This is a genomic window from Kiloniellales bacterium (assembly GCA_030064845.1).
Lineage (GTDB): Bacteria > Pseudomonadota > Alphaproteobacteria > Kiloniellales > JAKSDN01 > JASJEC01.
On sequence record JASJEC010000087.1, the window covers coordinates 32186 to 50295 of the forward strand.

An 18110-nucleotide genomic window follows, 5' to 3' on the forward strand; every position below is an offset into this window, starting at 1 on the left:
TATTTAACAATCTGTGAAAATCGGTCGAATATTCGACAAATAGCGAAAAATTACTTGATTATTTTGGAGTTATGATTAATAAACACTTAAATCAGAGCCTACGGAGCAAGCAACCTCCTCTGGTGGATACTCCAGATACGGCACCGCAAGCGGTAAGCGGTACTTTTAATACATGGGATTTATTGTCCGCTCTTCACGCGAGAGTTTGAAAAGATTTTGTAATATCGTCCGAGTATAAGCCGCCACTGCCCTGCAAGGCGCCGATGGTGGACCGACCTCGGCGATATGGAACGCCTCGTTCTTGAGACGCCAGGATCCTCAGACGGCCAAATTCTCGGGACGGAACCTCTTGGGTCATCCATTGATCATGCCGTGACTCGCTTCAGAGCGCTTATCCGTCCATGATCGCAAATCCAGGGCCGGTCCCTGGATCGGAACAGAGGCATCGAAAGTAAGCGAGCACCAGGAAAGATGACGCAGAGCGACCCCGCCGCCCGGGCCGCCGCCCTGCCCTGCTGGTCCGGGCCGGTCGAGCCCGAGCCCTTGGAAGGGGGCATCACCAACCTGAACTTCACGGTGCGCGACCGGGGCCGAGGCTACTTCGTGCGGATCGGCGACGACATCCCGCTCCATGGCGTGCTGCGCTTCAACGAGCTGGCCGCCGCGCGGGCCGCCGCGGCGGCCGGCATATCGCCGGAAATCGTCCACGCGGAGGCGGGAGTCATGGTCCTCAGGCTGATCGAGGGCAAGACCCTGGCGCCGGAAGACATCCGCCAACCGGCGATGCTCGAGCGCATCGTTCCGCTGGTTCGCCGCTGCCACCTCGAGCTGCCGCGCTACCTGCGCGGCCCGGTGCTGGCCTTCTGGGTGTTCCACGTGGTCCGCGACTATGTCGGCACGCTGACACGGCAGGAGACGCGCAACGCGCCGCGGCTGCCTGGCCTGCTTCGGGCCGCCGAGGCGCTGGAGCGGGCCGTCGGGCCGATAGACCTGCGCTTCGCCCACAACGACCTGCTGGCGGCCAACTTCATCGATGACGGGGACCGGCTCTGGCTGGTCGACTGGGAGTACGCCGGCTTCAACTCGCCGCTGTTCGATCTCGGCGGGCTGGCGTCCAACAACGAGCTGTCCACCGAGCAGGAGCGCTGGCTCCTGGAAAGCTATTTCGAAGCGCCGCCGGACCATGCCGGTCTCCGCAGCTATCAGGCGATGAAATGCGCTTCCCTGCTGCGGGAGACCCTCTGGTCGATGGTCTCGGAGTTCCAGTCGACGCTGGATTTCGACTACGCGGCCTACACGGAGGAGAACCTAGCGCGCTTCGAGCGGGCCTACGAGGCTTTCGGCGAAACCTTCGGCCAGCGCCAAGACGGTCCATGAGTCCGTTCCCCGATCAGGCCCGCGTGGTGATCATCGGCGGCGGCATCATCGGCTGCAGCACGGCCTATCACTTGGCCAAGCTGGGAATCGGCGATGTCGTCCTGCTCGAGCGCTGCAAGCTGACCTCCGGGTCCACATTCCACGCCGCGGGTCTGGTCGGCCAACTGCGCAGCAACGCCAACATCACGCAGCTGCTGAAGTACAGCGTGGAACTCTATGGCCGCCTGGAATCCGAGACCGGCCAGGCCACCGGTTGGAAGCAGAACGGCGGCCTGCGCCTGGCCTGCTCGGCCGACCGGATGACCGAGTTGAAGCGCCAGGCGACGACGGCGCGCTCGTTCGGCCTGGAGATGCACCTGCTGACACCGGCCGAGGCGCGCGACCTCTGGCCGCTGATGGAAGCCGGCGACCTGGTCGGCGCGGCCTTCCTGCCGACCGACGGCCAGGCCAACCCCTCGGACCTGACCCAGGCGCTGGCGAAGGGAGCCCGCAGCGGCGGAGTCACGATCATCGAGGACTGTCCGGTAACCGGGATCTCGAGCCTGAACGGCAGGGTTACGGTCGTGCGCACGACCCTGGGGGATATCCGCTGCGAGACCGTGGTGAACTGCGGCGGGCAGTGGGCCCGGGAGATCGGCCGCCTGGCCGGGGTCAACGTGCCGCTGGTCTCGGTCAAGCACCAGTACATGGTGACAGAGCCGATCGCCGGGGTCGCGGGCGACCTGCCGACCCTTCGCGACCCCGACCGGCTCACCTACTTCAAGGAGGAGGTCGGCGGCCTGGTGATGGGCGGCTACGAGCCCGACCCGCTTCCCTGGGCGGTCGACGGCATCCCCGAGGGCTTCCACTTCACGCTCCTGGATGACGACTGGGAGCACTTCGAGCAGCTCATGGACCAGGCCTTGGCGCGGGTACCGGCCCTGGCCGAAACCGGCGTCAAGCAGATGATCCATGGCCCGGAATCCTTCACCCCCGACGGCAATTTCATTCTCGGCGAGGCGCCGGAGCTGAGCGGATTCTTCGTCGGGGCCGGCTTCAACGCCTTCGGCATCGCGGCCAGCGGCGGGGCCGGTTGGGCCCTGGCCACGTGGATCGCCGAGGGGGCGCCGCCGATCGACCTCTGGCCGGCCGACCTCCGTCGATTTGGCCCGAACCACCACGACATCGACTGGGTGCGCGCCAGGACCCTCGAGCTCTACGGCAAGCATTACGCCATATCGTGGCCACAGGAAGAGCACCAGTCGGCGCGCCCGGCCCGGCGCTCGCCGCTCTACGAAGGGCTGCGCGGAGAAGGCGCCTGCTTCGGCGAGAAGCTCGGCTGGGAGCGGGCCAACTGGTTCGGCGAGCCGGGCAGCCGGCCGGGCGACGCCTACTCCTTCGGCCGTCCGAACTGGTTCGAGGCGGTCGGCAGGGAGCACCGTCGGGTCCGGGAAGCCGCGGCCCTGTTCGATCAGTCCTCCTTCGCCAAGTACGAGCTGGAGGGCCCCGATGCCCTCTCCGCGGTCTCCTGGATCTGCGCCAACCGGGTCGAGCGGCCGGTCGGTCATGTCACCTATACCCAGATGCTGAACCGCCGCGGCGGCATCGAGTGCGACTTGACGGTCACGCGGCTCGCCGAGGACCGCTTCTACATCGTGACCGGGACCGGATCGGCGACCCGCGATTACGCCTGGATAGCCCGAAACCTGCCCGATAGGGGCCGCTGCCGCCTGACAGAGGTGACGGAGCGTATCGCGGTTCTCAGCCTCATGGGCCCGCGCTCCCGCGCGGTGCTGAGCCTCGTGACGGACGCCGATCTCTCGAACCAGTCCTTCCCTTTCGCCCAGTGGCGCGACCTGGTGATCGCCGGGGCGGAGGTCAGGGCCCTCAGGGTCAGCTACGTGGGCGAGCTGGGGTGGGAGCTGCATATTCCGGTGGACCAGGCGCTGGCGGTCCACGACCAGATCCTCGAGGCCGGGCGAGGCCTGGGCTTGGGCCACGCCGGCTACCGGGCCATCGAATCGCTGCGCCTGGAAATGGGATACCGGGCCTGGGGCAGCGATATCGGACCCGACTATACGCCGCTGGAAGCGGGCTTGGCCTGGGCGGTGAAGCTCGACAGCGCTCTGCCGTTCGAGGGCCGCCAGGCGCTGCTCGAACAGAGGTCAAGGCCGCTGCGCAAGCGCCTCGCCTGCTTCACGGTCGAGGATCCGGACTGCCACCTGCATGGGCGCGAGACCGTCTATCGCGACGGTCTGCCGGTCGGCTGGCTGAGTAGCGCCGGCTGGGGCTATACGCTGGAGAGTAACATCGGCTACGGCTACGTCCGCAACGCCGAGGGGGTCGATAAGGCGTTTCTCGAGAGCGGCCACTACGAGCTGGAAGTGGCAGGCCGGCGCTTTGCATGCCGGCTCCACACCGCGCCGCTGCTCGACCCCCATCGCCGTCGGATCAAGAGCTGACGGCCGGCCCGCCAGCGCGGGGGCGCTGCCGACGGGCCGAAGGTTCAGATCGCGGTCGCGGTCCGCAGATACTGGGCGGCGAGCAGAGCGGCCTGGGTTCGGTTGTCCAGGTCCAGCGCCCGCAGGATTGCCGAGATATGGATCCGCACGGTGTTCTCCGAGAGCCCCAGTTCCTTGGCGATCTTGGTGTTCGTCATGCCTTGGGCCAGGAACGAAAGGACCTGTCGCTGACGGTCCGTCAGGTTGGCGATGGCCTGCCGCGGCGCGGCGTCGAGCGGCATGTGGCCGCGAAAGTCGGTCGACTTCTGGCCAGACTCCTTCAGCAGCATGCGCGGCAGATAGAGCTCGCCGGCCAGCACCTGCTCCAGCGCCTTGACGATCTCCTCACCGGTCGAGGCCTTGGGAATGTATCCCGCAACGCCCATTTCGACTGTCCGCAGCACCTCGTGGCGGTTCTCGACCATGGAAAAGGCGACGATCGGAACTTGGGGCGCCTGCTCATGCAAGCTACGCAAGCCCTCGGCGACATCCATGTCCGGCAGCAGAAGATCCAGGATGATCAGGTCCAGATCCGGATTTTCCGCGATGAGCCCGGATGCCGTGCCGAAGCTCTGCGCTTCCAGACACTCGGCATCGCGATCGATTTCTGCGATCAGAGGCTTGAGAGCAACTCTCGAGATCCAATGATCGTCAACCACTAGAACCTTCATGACTTTCCTTTTTCTTGCCTGACTCTTCGTGCACGATCAGTGGTCTGGTACTCGTCTTTTGCTTTCCAACGTCCCCGCGCCTACTCCACATCTCGTACTTGGTAAGTAGTTATTATCCAAGTTATTATGTTTACGTATTTATGTTTAGTCAAGGTATAAAGACAATTAACAGTATTTTGAACAAAACTTATCTTTCTACCATTTATACTTGCGTTTTAGGCCTTTTCTTCTGGTTAGCCGGTTCTGACTAAGTGGGGTGATCGAGAGGTCTTGACGGATGGGGTAGGCAAAATTTTCCCTAAAATTCTGAATAAATTGTTTATATACGAACTATCCATGAAAAAGCAGGGTGTCTTTGGCAACTGTTGATTGTCGCTTGGCGGGCGCAGGACGAACGACCTTCGTCATGGCTGCCCCCCGCCCGCTGCGAGCTTCCGGTGCACGACCCTGTCGACCGGCAGGAAAACGGCGATCTCGGTTCCCTCTCCGATCACGCTGGCAATTTCGAGGCGCCCGCCGTGCAGCTTGACCAGTGCGTTGGAGAGCGGCAGGCCGAGACCGGTTCCCTGGGCCTCGTGACGCTGCAGGCTGTCCGCCTGGCCGAACGGCGTCAGGACGGCCTCGAGGCCTTCCTCGGCGATCCCGATCCCGTTGTCGACGACACGAAAGATGAACTCGCCCCTGTCCGTCAGGGCGCCCGTAAGTTCGACTTCACCGCCATCCGGCGTGAACTTGATGGCGTTCGAAAGCAGGTTCAGCAGGACCTGGCGAAGCTTGCGAGCATCGGCGTAGATCTGAACCGGCGCCGTCAGGTTTTCGCGTAACAGAATCCCGGCCTTTTCCGCGCCGTCGGACACGAGGCGAAGCGCCTGGTCCGCCAGCGCCGCGGGATCGACAAGCGCCTCGTCCAGGTCGACCCGTCCCGCTTCCACCTTGGCGACGTCGAGAATGTCGTTGATCAGGGACAGCAGGTGCTGTGCGCTCTCCAGCACGTTGCCGAGGTAGTCCCGGTAGCGGGCGCTGCCGACCGGCCCGAATCGGCCGGCATGCATGATCTCGGTGAATCCGATGATCGCGTTAAGGGGCGTGCGCAATTCGTGGCTGGTGTTGGCCAGGAACTCGCTCTTGATCCGATTGGCCGACTGGGCCGCCTGGACAGCTTCCCGCAGCGCCTCTTCCTTGGCGACGAGGGGCGTGACGTCCTGCGCCGTTCCGCGATACCCGACGAACTTCTGGCGGTTCCCCGAGAAGACCGGCAGCCCGCTGACCTTGAAGCGATGCACGCCGCCGTCGCGGCTACGAAGCCGGAGGTCGAGCGCCCGAAACGGCGGAGCCGGGTGGCCTGCCCCGAAGACCGCCGTCAACTCGCCCGGATCGACCGAGAGCTCGCTCAAGGGGCGGCCGATAATCTCGGCGGGGTGGAAACCCAGGAGCTCGGTTACGCGGGACGAGGCATAGGTCAGGACCAGGTCCCGGTCCGTCTCCCAGATCCAGTCCGACACCAGCCGCGTGAGGTCCTGTAATCTCCCCGTGGCCTCCGCCCGCGGCGCCTCCGGCATTCCGTCGGGCCGCGGCTTCGCCGCACCGTTGGCACCGCTCCTGGCCTTGGTCCGGGCCGGCGGCTTGCCGACCTCGGCCGCCGCCTGGTCGCCACCCGGCCCGCGCGACCGCGCACCGCAGGTCGGTCTCTGCGACAAGCGCCCGGAAGAGGAGATGTCAGATTTGCGACCGGAACGGCCGGATAGTCCAAGGGAGCCCGCTTTGGACCGCGTCATTCTGCCTCTCGCAGTTCGGCCTCTCGTTGTTTGGCCTTGTTCTTGTCGTCCGCACGCGGGCGGCCAAAACCCTGCAATGCGTGTATTGATACAATTGTTCTAGATATGAGACACCATTTTCAGCCTTTGTACAGCGAAATCATGATGTCCATACAACCACTGGCCGCAAGCATCATGAAAATTTCAAAGTTTCTATCACTAATACGAGAACTGTACTGGCGTATTTCTATAATACCGTGACGGAATCTGCCGATTGCCGGCCGCCGAACTTGGGCGCGATGCCGAATCCCGGCCTTACGACGTGGTGCGGGCCAAATCGGGAACGGGCTTCGGAGGCGAGAAGACCTCAGGTCTCTCCGAGGGCATCGTCTCGACGTAGAGCGACTGGCTGGGGAAGGCGAAACCCACGCCGGCGCCTTCGACCACGTCCTTGATCCGATACGCCAAGCGCTCCTTGATCTCGAGCCACTCGCCCCAGTTGGTCGTCTGCGTGAAGCAGTAGAGGAGAATGTCGATCGAGGAGTCGCTGAACTTGTCGATGCGCACGAAGGTCGAGACCTCGGGCGGCTTGGCGAAGGTGTCCTCGCCCAGAACATAGCCTTCGATTTCGTCGCGGATCCGGCGCAGCTGTTCGACGCTGGTCCGGTACTCGACCCCGATCACCCAGTAGATCCGGCGATGGGTCATCCCCGAGAAGTTCGTGACGGCATTGTCCGACAGCTTCGCGTTGGGAACGTGGACCGGCGCCTTGTCGAAGCGCCGGATCCGGGTCGAGCGGAAGCCGATGCTCTCGACCGTGCCCTCGACGACCCCGTCCACGCGAATCCAGTCGCCGACGCTGAACCGCTTTTCTCCGAGTATCAGGATACCGGCGATCAGGTTCTTGAAGAGGTCCTGGGCGCCAAGGGCGACGGCGACACCGAAGAGCCCCAGTCCGGCGATCAAGGGGCCGACCCTGATGCCCCATATCTCCAGGATGGTGGCGCCGCCGATGAAGATCAGCGCGATCTTGATCGCCTTGATCAGCCACTCGACCATGGCCCTGGAGAAGATGCGCTCCAGGGCGCCCAAGAGAAAGCTCAAGGGGTCGACCGTGTTGTGCAGCGCCCAGAAGATCGTGAACGCGACCAGCGATCGCACGGTGCTGTCGGCCACGTTCTCCAGCAGGCCGGTCGGCTCCATATAACGGAAGGCGAAGAAGACGCCCATGACCACGGGCACGAAACGGAGCGGGTTCTCGAGAGCGGAGATCACCGCGTTGTCGACGCGGATCTTGGTGCGCTCGGTCCAGGACTTGAGGCGCGCCAGGACGATGTTCGTGAACAGTCGCCGCAGCAGTAGGAAGCCGACAAAGATGGCCAGCGCGACTAGGATGCGCGCGATATCGACGCCGAGCAAGCCGTGCTGCCAGACCTCGACGACGACCGTCCAGAACTCCTGCAGCCCTTCCGTCCCCATCCCCAGGTTCCCTCATCCAGAAACGATGGCGGCGCAGCATAGTCGCGCCGGCCGGGCGCGCAAGCCCCGCCCGGCGGAGGTCTTCGAGCTCTCCTAAGACTTGCCCGCTTCGATCGCCTTCTCGATCAGGCGGCAGGCCTCCTCGGCCTCGCCCCAGCCGACCACCTTGACCCACTTCTTCGGCTCCAGGTCCTTGTAGTGGGTGAAGAAGTGGGTGATCTGCTCGAGCAGGATGTTGGGCAGCTCGCGGTAGGACCCGACCTTGGCGTAGTAGGGATAAAGCGAGTCGACCGGCACGCTGAGCAGCTTCTCGTCGAGACCGGCCTCGTCCTCCATGAGCAGAACGCCGATCGGCCGGGCCCGGATGATCGCCCCCGGCACCACCGGCGTGGGTCCGGCGACCAGAGCGTCGACCGGGTCGCCGTCCGACGCCAGGGTATGGGGAATGAAGCCGTAGTTGCAGGGGTAGCGCATCGCCGTATGCAGGAAACGGTCGACGAAGATCGCCCCCGAGCCCTTGTCGAGCTCGTACTTTACCGGTTCGCCGCCGAGCGGCACCTCGATGATGACGTTGACCTCGTAGGGCGGCTTCCGCCCGACCGGGACTTTGTCGATATTCAAGCCGTCCCTCCCCCTTTGCCGAAGACAGGCTCTCCATGGCACCGTGTTTGGCGGCGGAACACAAGGCCCAATCCGGCCCTCCGGGGCAGGGCCAAAAGGAGAGAGACCTCGATGACGGTGACCCTCGCGAGCCGAGACGACCTGACCCTCGACGCCTTCTTCCAGGTTGCCTGGCAGGCCCGGCCGGTAGCGCTCGACGACGCCGTGGTTCAGCGTATGACCGAGTGCCGGGCCGCCTTCCTCACGCTGCTCGATGCGGACGAGGACATCGTTATCTACGGTGTCACCTCCGGCTACGGCCAGATGGCGCACCTGCGTTTCACCCCGGAACAGCGCCGCGCCCACGCGCGCAAGCCGCCGTCGGCGGCGGCCGCGAGCTTCGGCCAGACCCTGCCAGAGCGGGTCGCCCGGGGAATCGTTCTGGCCCGGCTGGCCAACTTCATCGAGGGCCACGCCGCCATTTCCCCTGCGCTGGGCGTCGCGGTCGCCGGGCTGCTGGCCGGCGGGCCGCTGCCGCCGATACCCTGGGAAGGCAACGGCAGCCCCGGCGAGATCCTCGCCCTCTCCCACCTCTTCGGCCCCTTGGCCGCGCGCTTCGACCTGGCGGAGAAGGATTCCCTCTCGCTGGTGAACGGCAGCCCCTGCGCCGCGGCGCTCCTGGCGGACGCGGTCCTGGCGGCGCGCGCACGCCTGGCGGTCGCGACCGAGGTCTTCGCCCTGGCCTACGAGGCGCTGCAGGCACCGCTCGGCCACCTCGACCCGGCGCTCGACAGCCTTTGGGAGGACCCCCACGAGGCCGCCGCCCTGCGCGCCCTGCGCCACTGGATCGATGACGGGGCGGCCGATCCGGCGCGGCGCCGGCCCTATCAGGCGCCGGTCTCGTGGCGGATCGTGCCGCGGGTTCTCGGCCAGGCCGAGCGGGTCCTGTCCCAGGCGGAGGCCGCAGCCGCGACCTCCCTGCGCGCCGTCTCGGACAACCCGCTGTTCCTCGCGCCCGACGCGGACCACCCGCTCGGACGGGTGGTCTCGACCGGCGGCTACCACAACGCCCAGGCCTATCCAGCGCTCGACGCCCTGGCCGCGGCCTGGGCCGACCTGGCGATCCTGGCCGACCGGCAGGTGACCAAGCTGCTCGACGGCAAGGTGTCCAAGCTGCCCGACCACCTGCGGCGCGAGGAGGATGGCTACATCGGTTGCCTGGGCTTCACCGCCGTGGCCTTTGCCGAGCAGGCGCGCCACGCCGCCCAGCGCACCTTCCTGCCCGGCAGCGAGGGCGGCGGCTTCGGGCAGAACGACGTCCCGGCGCCCACCTTCCTGTCCTGGGCCAAGGAAGCCGAGGCGGGGCGCTGCCTCGACGCGGGGCTGGCCTGCCTCACCGTGATCGCCAGCCAGGCCTTCCACGCGACCGAGCGGGAGGCGCCGCCGCGTCTGCGTCCGCTGCTGAACGAGGTCCGCGAGCGCTTCCCGGTCATGACCGAGCAGCGGGCGCCTGGCCCGGAGGCCGGCGCCGTGCGGGAGATGATCACCGCCAAGGTGTTCGCCGGCGCCACCGTCGCCTGAGGCACGCGCGCGCAGCGCAGGGGGCCGTTAAGCCTTCGGAAAACGTTTCGCCCGACTCTGCGCCTGGAAATCCTGAATTGTACCCCCGAGAGATCTTCTCGCTGGCCTGCAACGGCGCGCCGCGCCGGTATCAGGATTGCAAGGAGGACAGAGGATGCTCGATATGCCGCACGATAGCGTGCTGGAATTCGAAGAGTCGACGCTCGACGATCGGAGCCATGCGGAGATGCTGACCCTTTACCGCGAGTCGGCCGACACCATACGCTTCGCGAAGTCGCAGCAGTGGAAGTCGCTTGGCGCGACCCTGCTGATCTTCGGCGCGCTCATGGTGATCGCCGCCTATAACGCCTCCAATCTCCATCTGGTCCGCGGCATGGTCGCGATATCCCTGCTGCTCAGCGCGGGATCGATCTACGCCCTGGTCATCTATCAGGTCTGGCAGAACACCGAGCGACAGAAGCTGCGGGCGATCTCGGGGAACCTCTCGTCCCTGTTGCGCGACGTGCGGGCGCTCAAGCCGCGCCTCGAGGCAAACATCTTCCGCTACCTGCTGCTGACCTTCATGCTGGTCACCGTGGTGCTCGGCAACACGGTGGTGATCGCCGATCTCGCCAAGTACCTTTCTTGATCCTCGACGGGGACACGGCGCAGGAACACAGTTTTTGTCGTTGCAAAGCGGCCGGCTTCCACCCCTTGATGGAGGCCTCCGCGCAAGGACGCCCGCCGAACCCCGGCCGAGAAAAGGCCCCATGTCGATCTTCTCCCTCGAAGCCTTCGCCGCCGCCCTGCCCCGGCGGGGCCGGCTGCTCGGGGTCGATCTGGGCAGCAAGACGCTTGGCCTGGCGATCTCCGACGGCGCCCGGCGGGTCGCGTCTCCGCTCGAGACCCTTGTACGGGGCAAGTTCACCGCCGACGCAAAGTCCCTCGCCGGTCTCTGCGCCGAGCGCGAGGTCGCGGGGATCGTGATCGGCCTTCCGGTCAACATGGACGGCAGCGAGGGGCCGCGCTGCCAGTCGACCCGCCAGTTCGCCACTAATCTCGTCGAGCAGGCCGGATTGGACCTGCCGATCGCGTTCTGGGACGAGCGCTTGTCGACCGCCGCGGTCGAGCGGCTCCTGGTCAGCGAAGCGGACATGAGCCGAAGGCGCCGGGGCGAGGTCGTGGACAAGTTGGCGGCCGCCTACATCCTGCAGGGCGCCCTCGACGCCTTGGCCCGGCAGGCCGGCGCGGGCCCGGCAGCCTAGGCGAGACGCCATGCTCGAGATCGCCCTCGCCATCGCTCCTGTCTTCCTGCTGATCCTGGTCGGCTACGCGCTCGCCGCCGGCGAACTGTTCAGCCAGATGTTCTGGCGCGGCGCCGAGCGCCTGACCTATTTCGTGCTGTTCCCGGCCCTGCTGTTCACGACCCTCGCAAGCGCGCGCGTGGCGGTCCGCCAGGTCCTGCCGATGGCTGGGGCCATGGCGGCCGCGATCCTGGTGGTGGTCCTCCTGCTGCTGATCCTGCGGCCGACGCTGCTGCGCCGGGGTCACGAGTTCACCAGCCTCCTGCAGGGTGCGATCCGCTTCAACACCTACATCGGTTTGGCCATCGTCTCGGCGCTCTACGGCGCGCCCGGGCTCGCCTTCGCGGCCGCAGCCATCGCGCTGATCGTCCCCCTGACCAACTTAATCTCCATCATTGCGCTGCTGCGCTACGGTGCCGGCCGGCGCGGCGCAGCCGGCGGCGCCCTGGTCAAGCTGGTGACCAATCCGCTGGTCGTCTCCTGCGCCGCCGGGATCGCGGTCAACCTGTCCGGCTGGCCGGTGCCGCCGGTGCTCGACGAGGGCCTCGCAATCCTGGCCCAGGGCGCCCTGCCCCTGGGCCTGCTGGCGGTCGGCGCGGGACTGGAGTTCGCCGCCGCTGCCGCCAACGGCGTGGGGCTGCTGCTGGCCAGCGTGATCAAGCTGGCCGCGCTCCCGGCGCTGACCTTCTGGGCCTGCGACCTGCTCGGCGTGAGCGGCATCGCGGCGGCCGTGGCCGTCCTGTTCAACGCCCTGCCGACGGCGCCCAGCGCCTTCGTCCTGGCGCGCCAGCTGGGCGGCGACGCGCGGCTAATGGCCAGCGTCATCACCATCCAGGTGGCGCTGGCGGCGCTGAGCCTGCCATTGACGGTGGCCCTGCTGCGCCACTTCGGCTGAGGCGCGGGCGGTTCCGGCCCGGGCACCTTGACGATCCCCCAACATGGCCGCAGAACCTCGTCTGCACCGGCAGACCGCCGCTTGGGGAGAACCGCCATGACCGCACCGCTCAAGGGCCTCCGCGTCTTCGACCTGACGCGCATCCTGGCCGGCCCGACCTGCACCCAGTTGCTGGGCGATCTGGGCGCCGACGTGATCAAGATCGAGCGCCCAGGCCAGGGCGACGACACCCGCAAATGGGGCCCGCCCTTCGTCCGGGACGAGAGCGGCGCCGAGACCACGGAGAGCGCCTACTACCTCTCCAGCAACCGCAACAAGCGCTCGGTCACCATCGACATCGCCAAGCCCGAGGGCCAGGCCCTGGCGCGCCGCCTGATCGCCCGCTCCGACATCCTGGTCGAGAACTTCAAGACCGGCGGCCTCGCCAACTACGGCCTCTCCTACGACGACCTCAAGGACGAGAACCCGAAGCTGATCTACTGCTCGATCACCGGCTTCGGCCAGACCGGCCCCTATGCGCCGCGCGCTGGCTACGACTATCTCGCCCAGGGCATGGGCGGCATCATGAGCCTGACCGGCGAGCCCGAGGGCGAGCCGATCAAGGTCGGCATCGGCATCGCCGACATCATGTGCGGCATGTACGCGGTCAGCGCCATCCTGGCCGCGCTCTACCGACGGGAGCAGACCGGACGGGGCCAGGCGGTCGACCTGGCGCTGCTCGACACCCAGGTCGCCTGGCTGACCTACGAGGGGCTGAACTACCTGACCTCGGGCGAGCTGCCGAAGCGACAGGGCAACGAGCACCCCAACATCGTGCCTTACAAGACGCTGCCATGCAGCGACGGCTACTTCATCCTGGCCGCCGGCAACGATCGCCAGTTCCAGCGCTTCTGCGCCTTCGCCGGCCGCCCCGAGCTGGCCGAGGACGCGCGCTTCACGTCCAACGCGCAGCGGGTCAGGAACCGCCGCGCGCTCTACGACCTCCTGCCCGAGGTAACCCGGCAGAAGACCGTCCGGGAATGGCTCGACGGCCTGGCCGAGCTCGGCGTGCCGGCCGGCCCGGTGCACACCCTCGACCAGGTCTTCGCCGACCCCCAGGTGCTGCACCGCGAGATGAAGGTCTCCGTGCCCTACGCCGGCGCGACGGGCGGCGCCGTCGACCTGATCGGCAACCCGATCAAGTTCTCCGAGAGCAGCATCGACTACCGCGACCCGCCGCCCAGGATGGGCGCAGATACTGATGCGGTGCTCAAGGAGGCTGGGCTAAGCATCCAGGAAATAGCGGATCTTAGGGCCGGTGAAGTGATCTAACGCGCCTCGCCCATAGGTTTTGGCCAGAAGACAGCACGTGATTATTGTTATCGAGAACCGACCCAGTACGCGCTCAAACTGCCAATTCCAGGACCACTCGGACGGCAATCGCAAAGGCCAATAGTCCGCCGCACAGAGACCAGGCGCGTTGGCGGCCGTATGCGGCAAGCCAATACGCCGAGGCTGAAATGGCCCCCATCAGCGACCAGAAGGCGATCCAGTCGAGATCCGGCCTGAAGTATCCGTACGCGGGAATGTTCCCAATCACAGCGCCGGCGATTGCATAAGGGGGCCAGCCGCGCCAACCCAGGCGGTGAAAAGTCAGCGCAACCGGAAGCCCGCAGAAGAGGGTGAGCGGGACGGTCTGAAAGAGGGAAAAGACCGTCAGAAGACAGGCCAATGCGAAGAAATCTGAGGGGCTGCGCCAAGGAATACAGGCGGCCAAGGCGAACGCCGGTGCCGGTTGTGCCAGCAAGAGACCCAAGGCCGCTCGAGCAAAGTCGAGAGCATCTCCATTACTCGGAGCACGGTCGGCGGGGGCGAAGTTCATTTCGCCAGCGCCTTCGGATCGATAAGCGGTGCGGGACTGCTCGCCTCGTCCTGCTTTAAATCTCGCCCCACGATCGCCGCCAGGGCCCCGTCGATCTCGGGGTAGCGGAAGCGATAGCCGCTGGCGATCGCCCGCGCCGGCAGGATGGTCTGGGCCCCCAACAGCAGCTCCTCGGCCATCTGGCCGAGGGCGAGCCGCAAGACCCAGGCCGGCACGGGCAGGACCACCGGGCGGTGCAGGGCGCGGCCCAGCGCGCGGGCGAAGTCCCGATTCGTGATCGCCTGCGGCGCCGTCGCGTTGACCGGGCCGGCAAAAGCGTCCTCGGCCAGGGCGTGGACGATCAGGCCGACCATGTCGTCCCGGTGGATCCAGGAGAAGCCCTGGGTCCCACTGCCGACCGGGCCGCCGAGGCCGAGCTCGAAAGGCAGCATCATCTGTCCGAGGGCGCCGCCGTCGGCGTCGAGGACCAGGCCGATCCGCAGCGTGCAGACCCGCAGGCCCTGGGCTTCCGCGCGCCCGGCCTCGGCTTCCCAGGCCGAACAGACCGCATGGCCGAACGAGGGCCGCGGCTTGCTGCGTTCGGTGAAGCGCCCGGCCCCGCCGTGGCCGTAGTAGCCGAGCGCCGAGGCGCTCACCAGGACACGGGGCTTGAGCCTCTGCCGGCCGATCCAGTCGACCAGCGCCCGGGTGCCCTCCACCCGGCTGTCCAGGATCCTGGCCTTCTTGGTGCGGGTCCAGCGGCCGTTCGCGACCGGCTCGCCGGCCAGGTGGATCACCCCGTCGAAGGCGACCCCTGGCGGCAACGCGTCCAGGGTCTCGATGCCGCGCAGCGCACCGCCGAAGCCGCGCAGCTTGCGCCGGTCGCGAGTCAGGACCGTGACGTCGTGGCCGGCATCGATCAGGTCCTGGACCAGGCGCTGGCCGACGAAGCCGGTGCCACCTGTGACCAGGAGCGACCAGCGGCCCGGCAGCGCCGCGGCCGGGTTGTCGCGCGGCTCCCGGGCGCGCCGCGCCATGGCCGCCGAGCGCCGGCCGTCGCGCCAGGCCCAGAAGGCGCAACCGGCGGCGTAGAGCGTCATGGCCCAGGAGAGCCAGCCGCGCGGCTCCACGGCGAGGCCGGTCGGCCGCGCCGCCCACTCGGCCAGCACGGGCAGCAGCAGCGCGAGGATCGCCCCATAGGCGATCGCCAGGACCGTGTGGGTGACCCGCTCGCTCGGCGGCAGGTCGCGGGTCCGGTCTTCGACCAGGAAGTCCCACAGCGTGATCACGATCTCGGCCAGGAGGACCGCGCCGAAGACCCAGGCGAGGAGACCTTCCCAGGCGAGCCAACCGAAGGAGAGGAAGATCAGGACATAGAAGCCGTTGCGCCAGGCGTGGAGGCGCAGCTCGCGCGCGGCGCTTGCTTTCCAGGTCAGGCGCTCGGTGACCTCGTGGTGGTAGACGATGTCGAAGGCGCCGAGCGGCGCCTGAAAGAGCACGAGCCACAGCAGCGCTTCCATCTCAGGTCTCCTCTTTCTCGAGCGTCTGAAACACCCCGTCCTGGAAGAAGGTCTCGCCGAACAGGCGGTGGCGGATGGTCATGGTGAAGCGGAAGCGGCCTTCCGGCTCGTCGCCGTGCTCCACCAAGGTCTCACCGGGCGTAATCCAATCCGGCAGGGTCCAGCGCCGGCCGAGCCCTTCGATGAAGTAGCCACGGCTGCGGAAGCGGAGCCGGCCATCAGCCTCGAAGAGGTCGAGCCACATGCCGAGCCCGCCCGCCGTCACCTCGAGGAAGCCGCCCTCGGCGTCGCGGCACTTGGTCGAGGCGACGGTGACCGGCGGGCGGCCGGGAAAGCGGTAGCGGCGCTCCCAGGTGACGCCGTTGCGGCGCCGGTCCCGGAACACCCGCACCTCGACCGGCACGTCCCGGCCCCCGCCAGGCGCCAGCGGCGTGCCGAACAGCCGGCTCGCCTGGGCGAAGAGCCAGCCCAGCCGGGAGCAGCGCACCGCGCCCATCACCCCCCGATGATGAACCGGGCCGAGAGCGAGGGCCCGTGCGTCGAAGCGCGCCCGGATCGCCGGGCTGAGCCGGCCCCAGGCGGCGGGCCCCAGCGCCTCGGCGATCGCCGCCTCCGGCGCCAGGAGGGCGCGCGAAGACGGCGGCCCAGCCTCCGACACTCTCGCCAAAGTCGCGGTTCCGATGGTCATGACGTCCCCCCGGGCGCGCTAGCGCGTTGTGCGCAGCGCCCACTTCTCGCGCCGGGCCCGGCGGTTCCGTTCGACGATGCCAGAAGGCTTGGCTTCGAGATCCGCCGCTCCCTGGGGGCGCGGCGGCAGCGGCTTGCGGACCCTGAGGTCGCGGGGATTGCGGAGGCCGAACCAGAGCCCGGCGAAGTCCGAGTCCCAGAAGCGTCGTGCCATTGCTTGCTCCTTAATTCTGTTGTTTCTGTTCAGACTGAAACATCTTGGCAAAATTTTTTGGCCCCTTCTTGCCGCGACTGCGTCAGCTCGCGGGCGATTTGCCGACGAACTTGGCGATCCGGCCGCCCATCTTCATGAGGGCGAGCAGAGTCGCCTTGGGCAGGCCCGAGACCTGCTCGTACCAGCCGGTCAGGCGCTCGAGAAAACCCAGCATGTTGGCGATCCGCTCCTTGACCACGGCCGGCGTCTCGGAATCCGCGTCGGACTCGAGGACGCACTGACGCAGCATGGTCAGGGTCGGATCGATTTCGCGGCGCTTGCGCTGCTCGACGATGACCGTGAGCATCTGCCAGAGATCCTGCTGGGCCTCGAAGTGGTCGCGCCGGTCGCCGAGGTTGTGGGTCGCCCGCACGAGGCCCCAGGACTGCAGCTCGCGCAGGCTGGTACTGACATTGGACCGCGCGATCGACAGGGTCTCGGCGATCTCCTCCGCCGGCAGGGGCTGGGGCGCCAGGTAGAGCAGCGCGTGTATCTGGGCGATCGAGCGGTTGGTGCCCCAGCGGGCCCCCATCTCCCCCCAGTGGAGGACGTAGCGTTCCATGACCGGCGTGAGCTTCATCAGTCGTCTTCAGTCTTTTCTGTTGAGACAGAAATTACAGAAATAGCCCCTCGGTGTCAAGTTTCCCGGATCGCCTCCTTCTCCTTGCGACTCGCCCCGGGTGCTGTCATAACGGCGCTTTAATGAGCCCGCCTTCCGACACCGCGCGCGACCTCGATTTCCGGCACCGTCACCTGCTGGGCATCGAAGGGCTTTCGGCCCCCGAAATCGAATTTCTTCTCGACCTTTCAGAGACTTACGTCGAGTTGAACCGGCAGGAAGACAAGAAGAAGAGCCTGCTGCGCGGGCGCACGGTGATCAACCTCTTCTTCGAGAGCTCGACCCGCACCCGGACCTCCTTCGAGCTCGCCGCAAAGCGCCTCGGCGCGGACGCGATCAACATGTCGGTCGCCTGGTCGGCGATCAAGAAGGGCGAGACCCTGATCGACACGGCCATGACCCTGAACGCCATGCACCCCGACGTTCTGGTCGTCCGCCACCCGGACTCGGGCGCGGTCAAGCTGCTGTCCGAGAAGGTCAACTGCGCTGTGATCAACGCCGGCGACGGCAGCCACGAGCACCCGACCCAGGCCTTGCTCGACGCGCTGACCATCCGCCGTCGCCGGGGCAGCCTCAAGGGCCTGCTGGTGGCCATCTGCGGCGACATCCTGCACAGCCGGGTCGCCCGCTCGAACATCCACCTGCTCAGCATTCTGGGCGCCCGGGTACGGGTGATCGCCCCGCCCACCCTGCTGCCGGCCGCGATCGACCGCCTGGGGGTGGAGGCCTTCTTCGACATGCGGGCCGGCCTGAAGGACTGCGACATCGTCATGATGCTTCGGCTCCAGACCGAGCGCATGCACGGCAGCTTCGTCCCATCGGTGCGCGAGTACTTCCGCTTCTTCGGCCTCGACAACGAGAAGCTGAAGGCGGCCAAGCCCGACGCCCTGGTCATGCACCCGGGCCCGATGAACCGCGGCGTCGAGATCGACAGCGAGTTGGCCGACGACATCGACCGCTCGCTGATCCGCGAGCAGGTCGAGATGGGCGTCGCCGTCCGCATGGCCTGCCTCGACGCCCTGACCCGCCGGCTGCAAAGCAACCTTGCGGAGGGCGCGGCCTGATGCACGC

General features: G+C 66.9%; 17 protein-coding genes. 8 read left to right on the forward strand and 9 right to left on the reverse strand.

Features of this window, described 5'->3' with window-relative positions:
• The first annotated feature begins 471 nt into the window (after positions 1-471).
• Both QNJ67_21220 and QNJ67_21225 read left to right on the forward strand, forming a co-directional pair.
• Positions 472-1377: a choline/ethanolamine kinase family protein gene (locus tag QNJ67_21220; GenBank protein ID MDJ0611508.1), complete on the forward strand. Its 906-nt coding sequence runs from the start codon at positions 472-474 to the stop codon at positions 1375-1377.
• The gene (locus QNJ67_21225) at positions 1374-3818 is read left to right on the forward strand and encodes an FAD-dependent oxidoreductase (protein ID MDJ0611509.1); all 2445 of its coding nucleotides are present in this window, start codon (positions 1374-1376) and stop codon (positions 3816-3818) included. Before QNJ67_21220 ends, QNJ67_21225 begins: the two co-directional genes overlap by 4 nt.
• A 44-nt stretch (positions 3819-3862) precedes the next feature.
• Here the strand turns inward: QNJ67_21225 and QNJ67_21230 are convergent, their stop codons facing one another.
• From QNJ67_21230 to ppa, 4 genes are all read right to left on the reverse strand, one after another.
• Positions 3863-4528 carry a response regulator transcription factor gene (locus QNJ67_21230; GenBank protein ID MDJ0611510.1) on the reverse strand — a complete coding sequence of 222 codons (666 nt, stop codon included), beginning with the start codon at positions 4526-4528 and terminating at the stop codon, positions 3863-3865.
• Between the two features lie 404 nt (positions 4529-4932).
• Positions 4933-6225 (reverse strand): PAS domain-containing sensor histidine kinase, encoded by a 1293-nt coding sequence (locus tag QNJ67_21235; protein ID MDJ0611511.1) that lies wholly within the window; start codon positions 6223-6225, stop codon positions 4933-4935.
• 372 nt (positions 6226-6597) lie between these two features.
• Complete coding sequence (locus QNJ67_21240) at positions 6598-7761, reverse strand: mechanosensitive ion channel family protein (GenBank protein ID MDJ0611512.1); 1164 nt, start codon at positions 7759-7761, stop codon at positions 6598-6600.
• Positions 7762-7854: 93 nt separating this feature from the next.
• Complete coding sequence (ppa, locus tag QNJ67_21245) at positions 7855-8382, reverse strand: inorganic diphosphatase (protein ID MDJ0611513.1); 528 nt, start codon at positions 8380-8382, stop codon at positions 7855-7857.
• A gap of 111 nt (positions 8383-8493) precedes the next feature.
• On the opposite strand from ppa, the gene QNJ67_21250 reads away from it, so the two are divergent.
• From QNJ67_21250 to QNJ67_21270, 5 genes are all read left to right on the forward strand, one after another.
• On the forward strand, positions 8494-9942 hold the full coding sequence (locus QNJ67_21250) for an aromatic amino acid lyase (protein ID MDJ0611514.1): 1449 nt from the start codon (positions 8494-8496) through the stop codon (positions 9940-9942).
• A gap of 154 nt (positions 9943-10096) precedes the next feature.
• On the forward strand, positions 10097-10570 hold the full coding sequence (locus QNJ67_21255) for a hypothetical protein (protein ID MDJ0611515.1): 474 nt from the start codon (positions 10097-10099) through the stop codon (positions 10568-10570).
• A gap of 121 nt (positions 10571-10691) precedes the next feature.
• Entirely contained in the window at positions 10692-11186 is a 495-nt protein-coding gene (gene ruvX / locus QNJ67_21260) for a Holliday junction resolvase RuvX (protein ID MDJ0611516.1), read from the forward strand.
• Positions 11187-11196: 10 nt separating this feature from the next.
• Positions 11197-12120 (forward strand): AEC family transporter, encoded by a 924-nt coding sequence (locus QNJ67_21265; GenBank protein MDJ0611517.1) that lies wholly within the window; start codon positions 11197-11199, stop codon positions 12118-12120.
• A 96-nt stretch (positions 12121-12216) separates the two neighbouring features.
• Entirely contained in the window at positions 12217-13431 is a 1215-nt protein-coding gene (locus QNJ67_21270; protein ID MDJ0611518.1) for a CaiB/BaiF CoA-transferase family protein, read from the forward strand.
• Positions 13432-13504: 73 nt separating this feature from the next.
• Here QNJ67_21270 and QNJ67_21275 read toward each other — a convergent pair whose 3' ends face one another.
• The 5 genes from QNJ67_21275 to QNJ67_21295 all read right to left on the reverse strand — a co-directional run bounded on the left by QNJ67_21275 (position 13505) and on the right by QNJ67_21295 (position 17000).
• Positions 13505-13981: a hypothetical protein gene (locus tag QNJ67_21275; protein MDJ0611519.1), complete on the reverse strand. Its 477-nt coding sequence runs from the start codon at positions 13979-13981 to the stop codon at positions 13505-13507.
• On the reverse strand, positions 13978-15480 hold the full coding sequence (locus QNJ67_21280; GenBank protein ID MDJ0611520.1) for a TIGR01777 family oxidoreductase: 1503 nt from the start codon (positions 15478-15480) through the stop codon (positions 13978-13980). The genes QNJ67_21275 and QNJ67_21280 overlap by 4 nt, the downstream gene beginning before the upstream one ends.
• A gap of 1 nt (position 15481) precedes the next feature.
• Positions 15482-16168 (reverse strand): DUF4166 domain-containing protein, encoded by a 687-nt coding sequence (locus tag QNJ67_21285; protein MDJ0611521.1) that lies wholly within the window; start codon positions 16166-16168, stop codon positions 15482-15484.
• Between the two features lie 18 nt (positions 16169-16186).
• Positions 16187-16381: a hypothetical protein gene (locus QNJ67_21290; GenBank protein ID MDJ0611522.1), complete on the reverse strand. Its 195-nt coding sequence runs from the start codon at positions 16379-16381 to the stop codon at positions 16187-16189.
• Positions 16382-16463: 82 nt separating this feature from the next.
• Entirely contained in the window at positions 16464-17000 is a 537-nt protein-coding gene (locus QNJ67_21295; protein ID MDJ0611523.1) for a MarR family transcriptional regulator, read from the reverse strand.
• A gap of 122 nt (positions 17001-17122) precedes the next feature.
• Here QNJ67_21295 and QNJ67_21300 point away from each other — a divergent pair, with 122 nt between their 5' ends.
• A complete protein-coding gene (locus QNJ67_21300) occupies positions 17123-18103 on the forward strand; it encodes an aspartate carbamoyltransferase catalytic subunit (GenBank protein ID MDJ0611524.1) in 981 nt (326 codons plus the stop codon).
• Positions 18104-18110 lie beyond the last annotated feature (7 nt).

Excerpts from the sequence above, each read along its gene's own strand:
- QNJ67_21220 (MDJ0611508.1), top strand. The coding sequence starts at position 472 with ATGACGCAGAGCGACCCCGCCGCCCGGGCCGCCGCCCTGCCCTGCTGG.
- QNJ67_21225 (MDJ0611509.1), top strand. The coding sequence starts at position 1,374 with ATGAGTCCGTTCCCCGATCAGGCCCGCGTGGTGATCATCGGCGGCGGC.
- QNJ67_21230 (MDJ0611510.1), bottom strand. The coding sequence starts at position 4,528 with ATGAAGGTTCTAGTGGTTGACGATCATTGGATCTCGAGAGTTGCTCTC.
- QNJ67_21240 (MDJ0611512.1), bottom strand. The coding sequence starts at position 7,761 with ATGGGGACGGAAGGGCTGCAGGAGTTCTGGACGGTCGTCGTCGAGGTC.
- QNJ67_21250 (MDJ0611514.1), top strand. The coding sequence starts at position 8,494 with ATGACGGTGACCCTCGCGAGCCGAGACGACCTGACCCTCGACGCCTTC.
- QNJ67_21255 (MDJ0611515.1), top strand. The coding sequence starts at position 10,097 with ATGCTCGATATGCCGCACGATAGCGTGCTGGAATTCGAAGAGTCGACG.
- ruvX (MDJ0611516.1), top strand. The coding sequence starts at position 10,692 with ATGTCGATCTTCTCCCTCGAAGCCTTCGCCGCCGCCCTGCCCCGGCGG.
- QNJ67_21265 (MDJ0611517.1), top strand. The coding sequence starts at position 11,197 with ATGCTCGAGATCGCCCTCGCCATCGCTCCTGTCTTCCTGCTGATCCTG.
- QNJ67_21270 (MDJ0611518.1), top strand. The coding sequence starts at position 12,217 with ATGACCGCACCGCTCAAGGGCCTCCGCGTCTTCGACCTGACGCGCATC.
- QNJ67_21275 (MDJ0611519.1), bottom strand. The coding sequence starts at position 13,981 with ATGAACTTCGCCCCCGCCGACCGTGCTCCGAGTAATGGAGATGCTCTC.
- QNJ67_21280 (MDJ0611520.1), bottom strand. The coding sequence starts at position 15,480 with ATGGAAGCGCTGCTGTGGCTCGTGCTCTTTCAGGCGCCGCTCGGCGCC.
- QNJ67_21285 (MDJ0611521.1), bottom strand. The coding sequence starts at position 16,168 with ATGACCATCGGAACCGCGACTTTGGCGAGAGTGTCGGAGGCTGGGCCG.
- QNJ67_21290 (MDJ0611522.1), bottom strand. The coding sequence starts at position 16,381 with ATGGCACGACGCTTCTGGGACTCGGACTTCGCCGGGCTCTGGTTCGGC.
- QNJ67_21295 (MDJ0611523.1), bottom strand. The coding sequence starts at position 17,000 with ATGAAGCTCACGCCGGTCATGGAACGCTACGTCCTCCACTGGGGGGAG.
- QNJ67_21300 (MDJ0611524.1), top strand. The coding sequence starts at position 17,123 with ATGAGCCCGCCTTCCGACACCGCGCGCGACCTCGATTTCCGGCACCGT.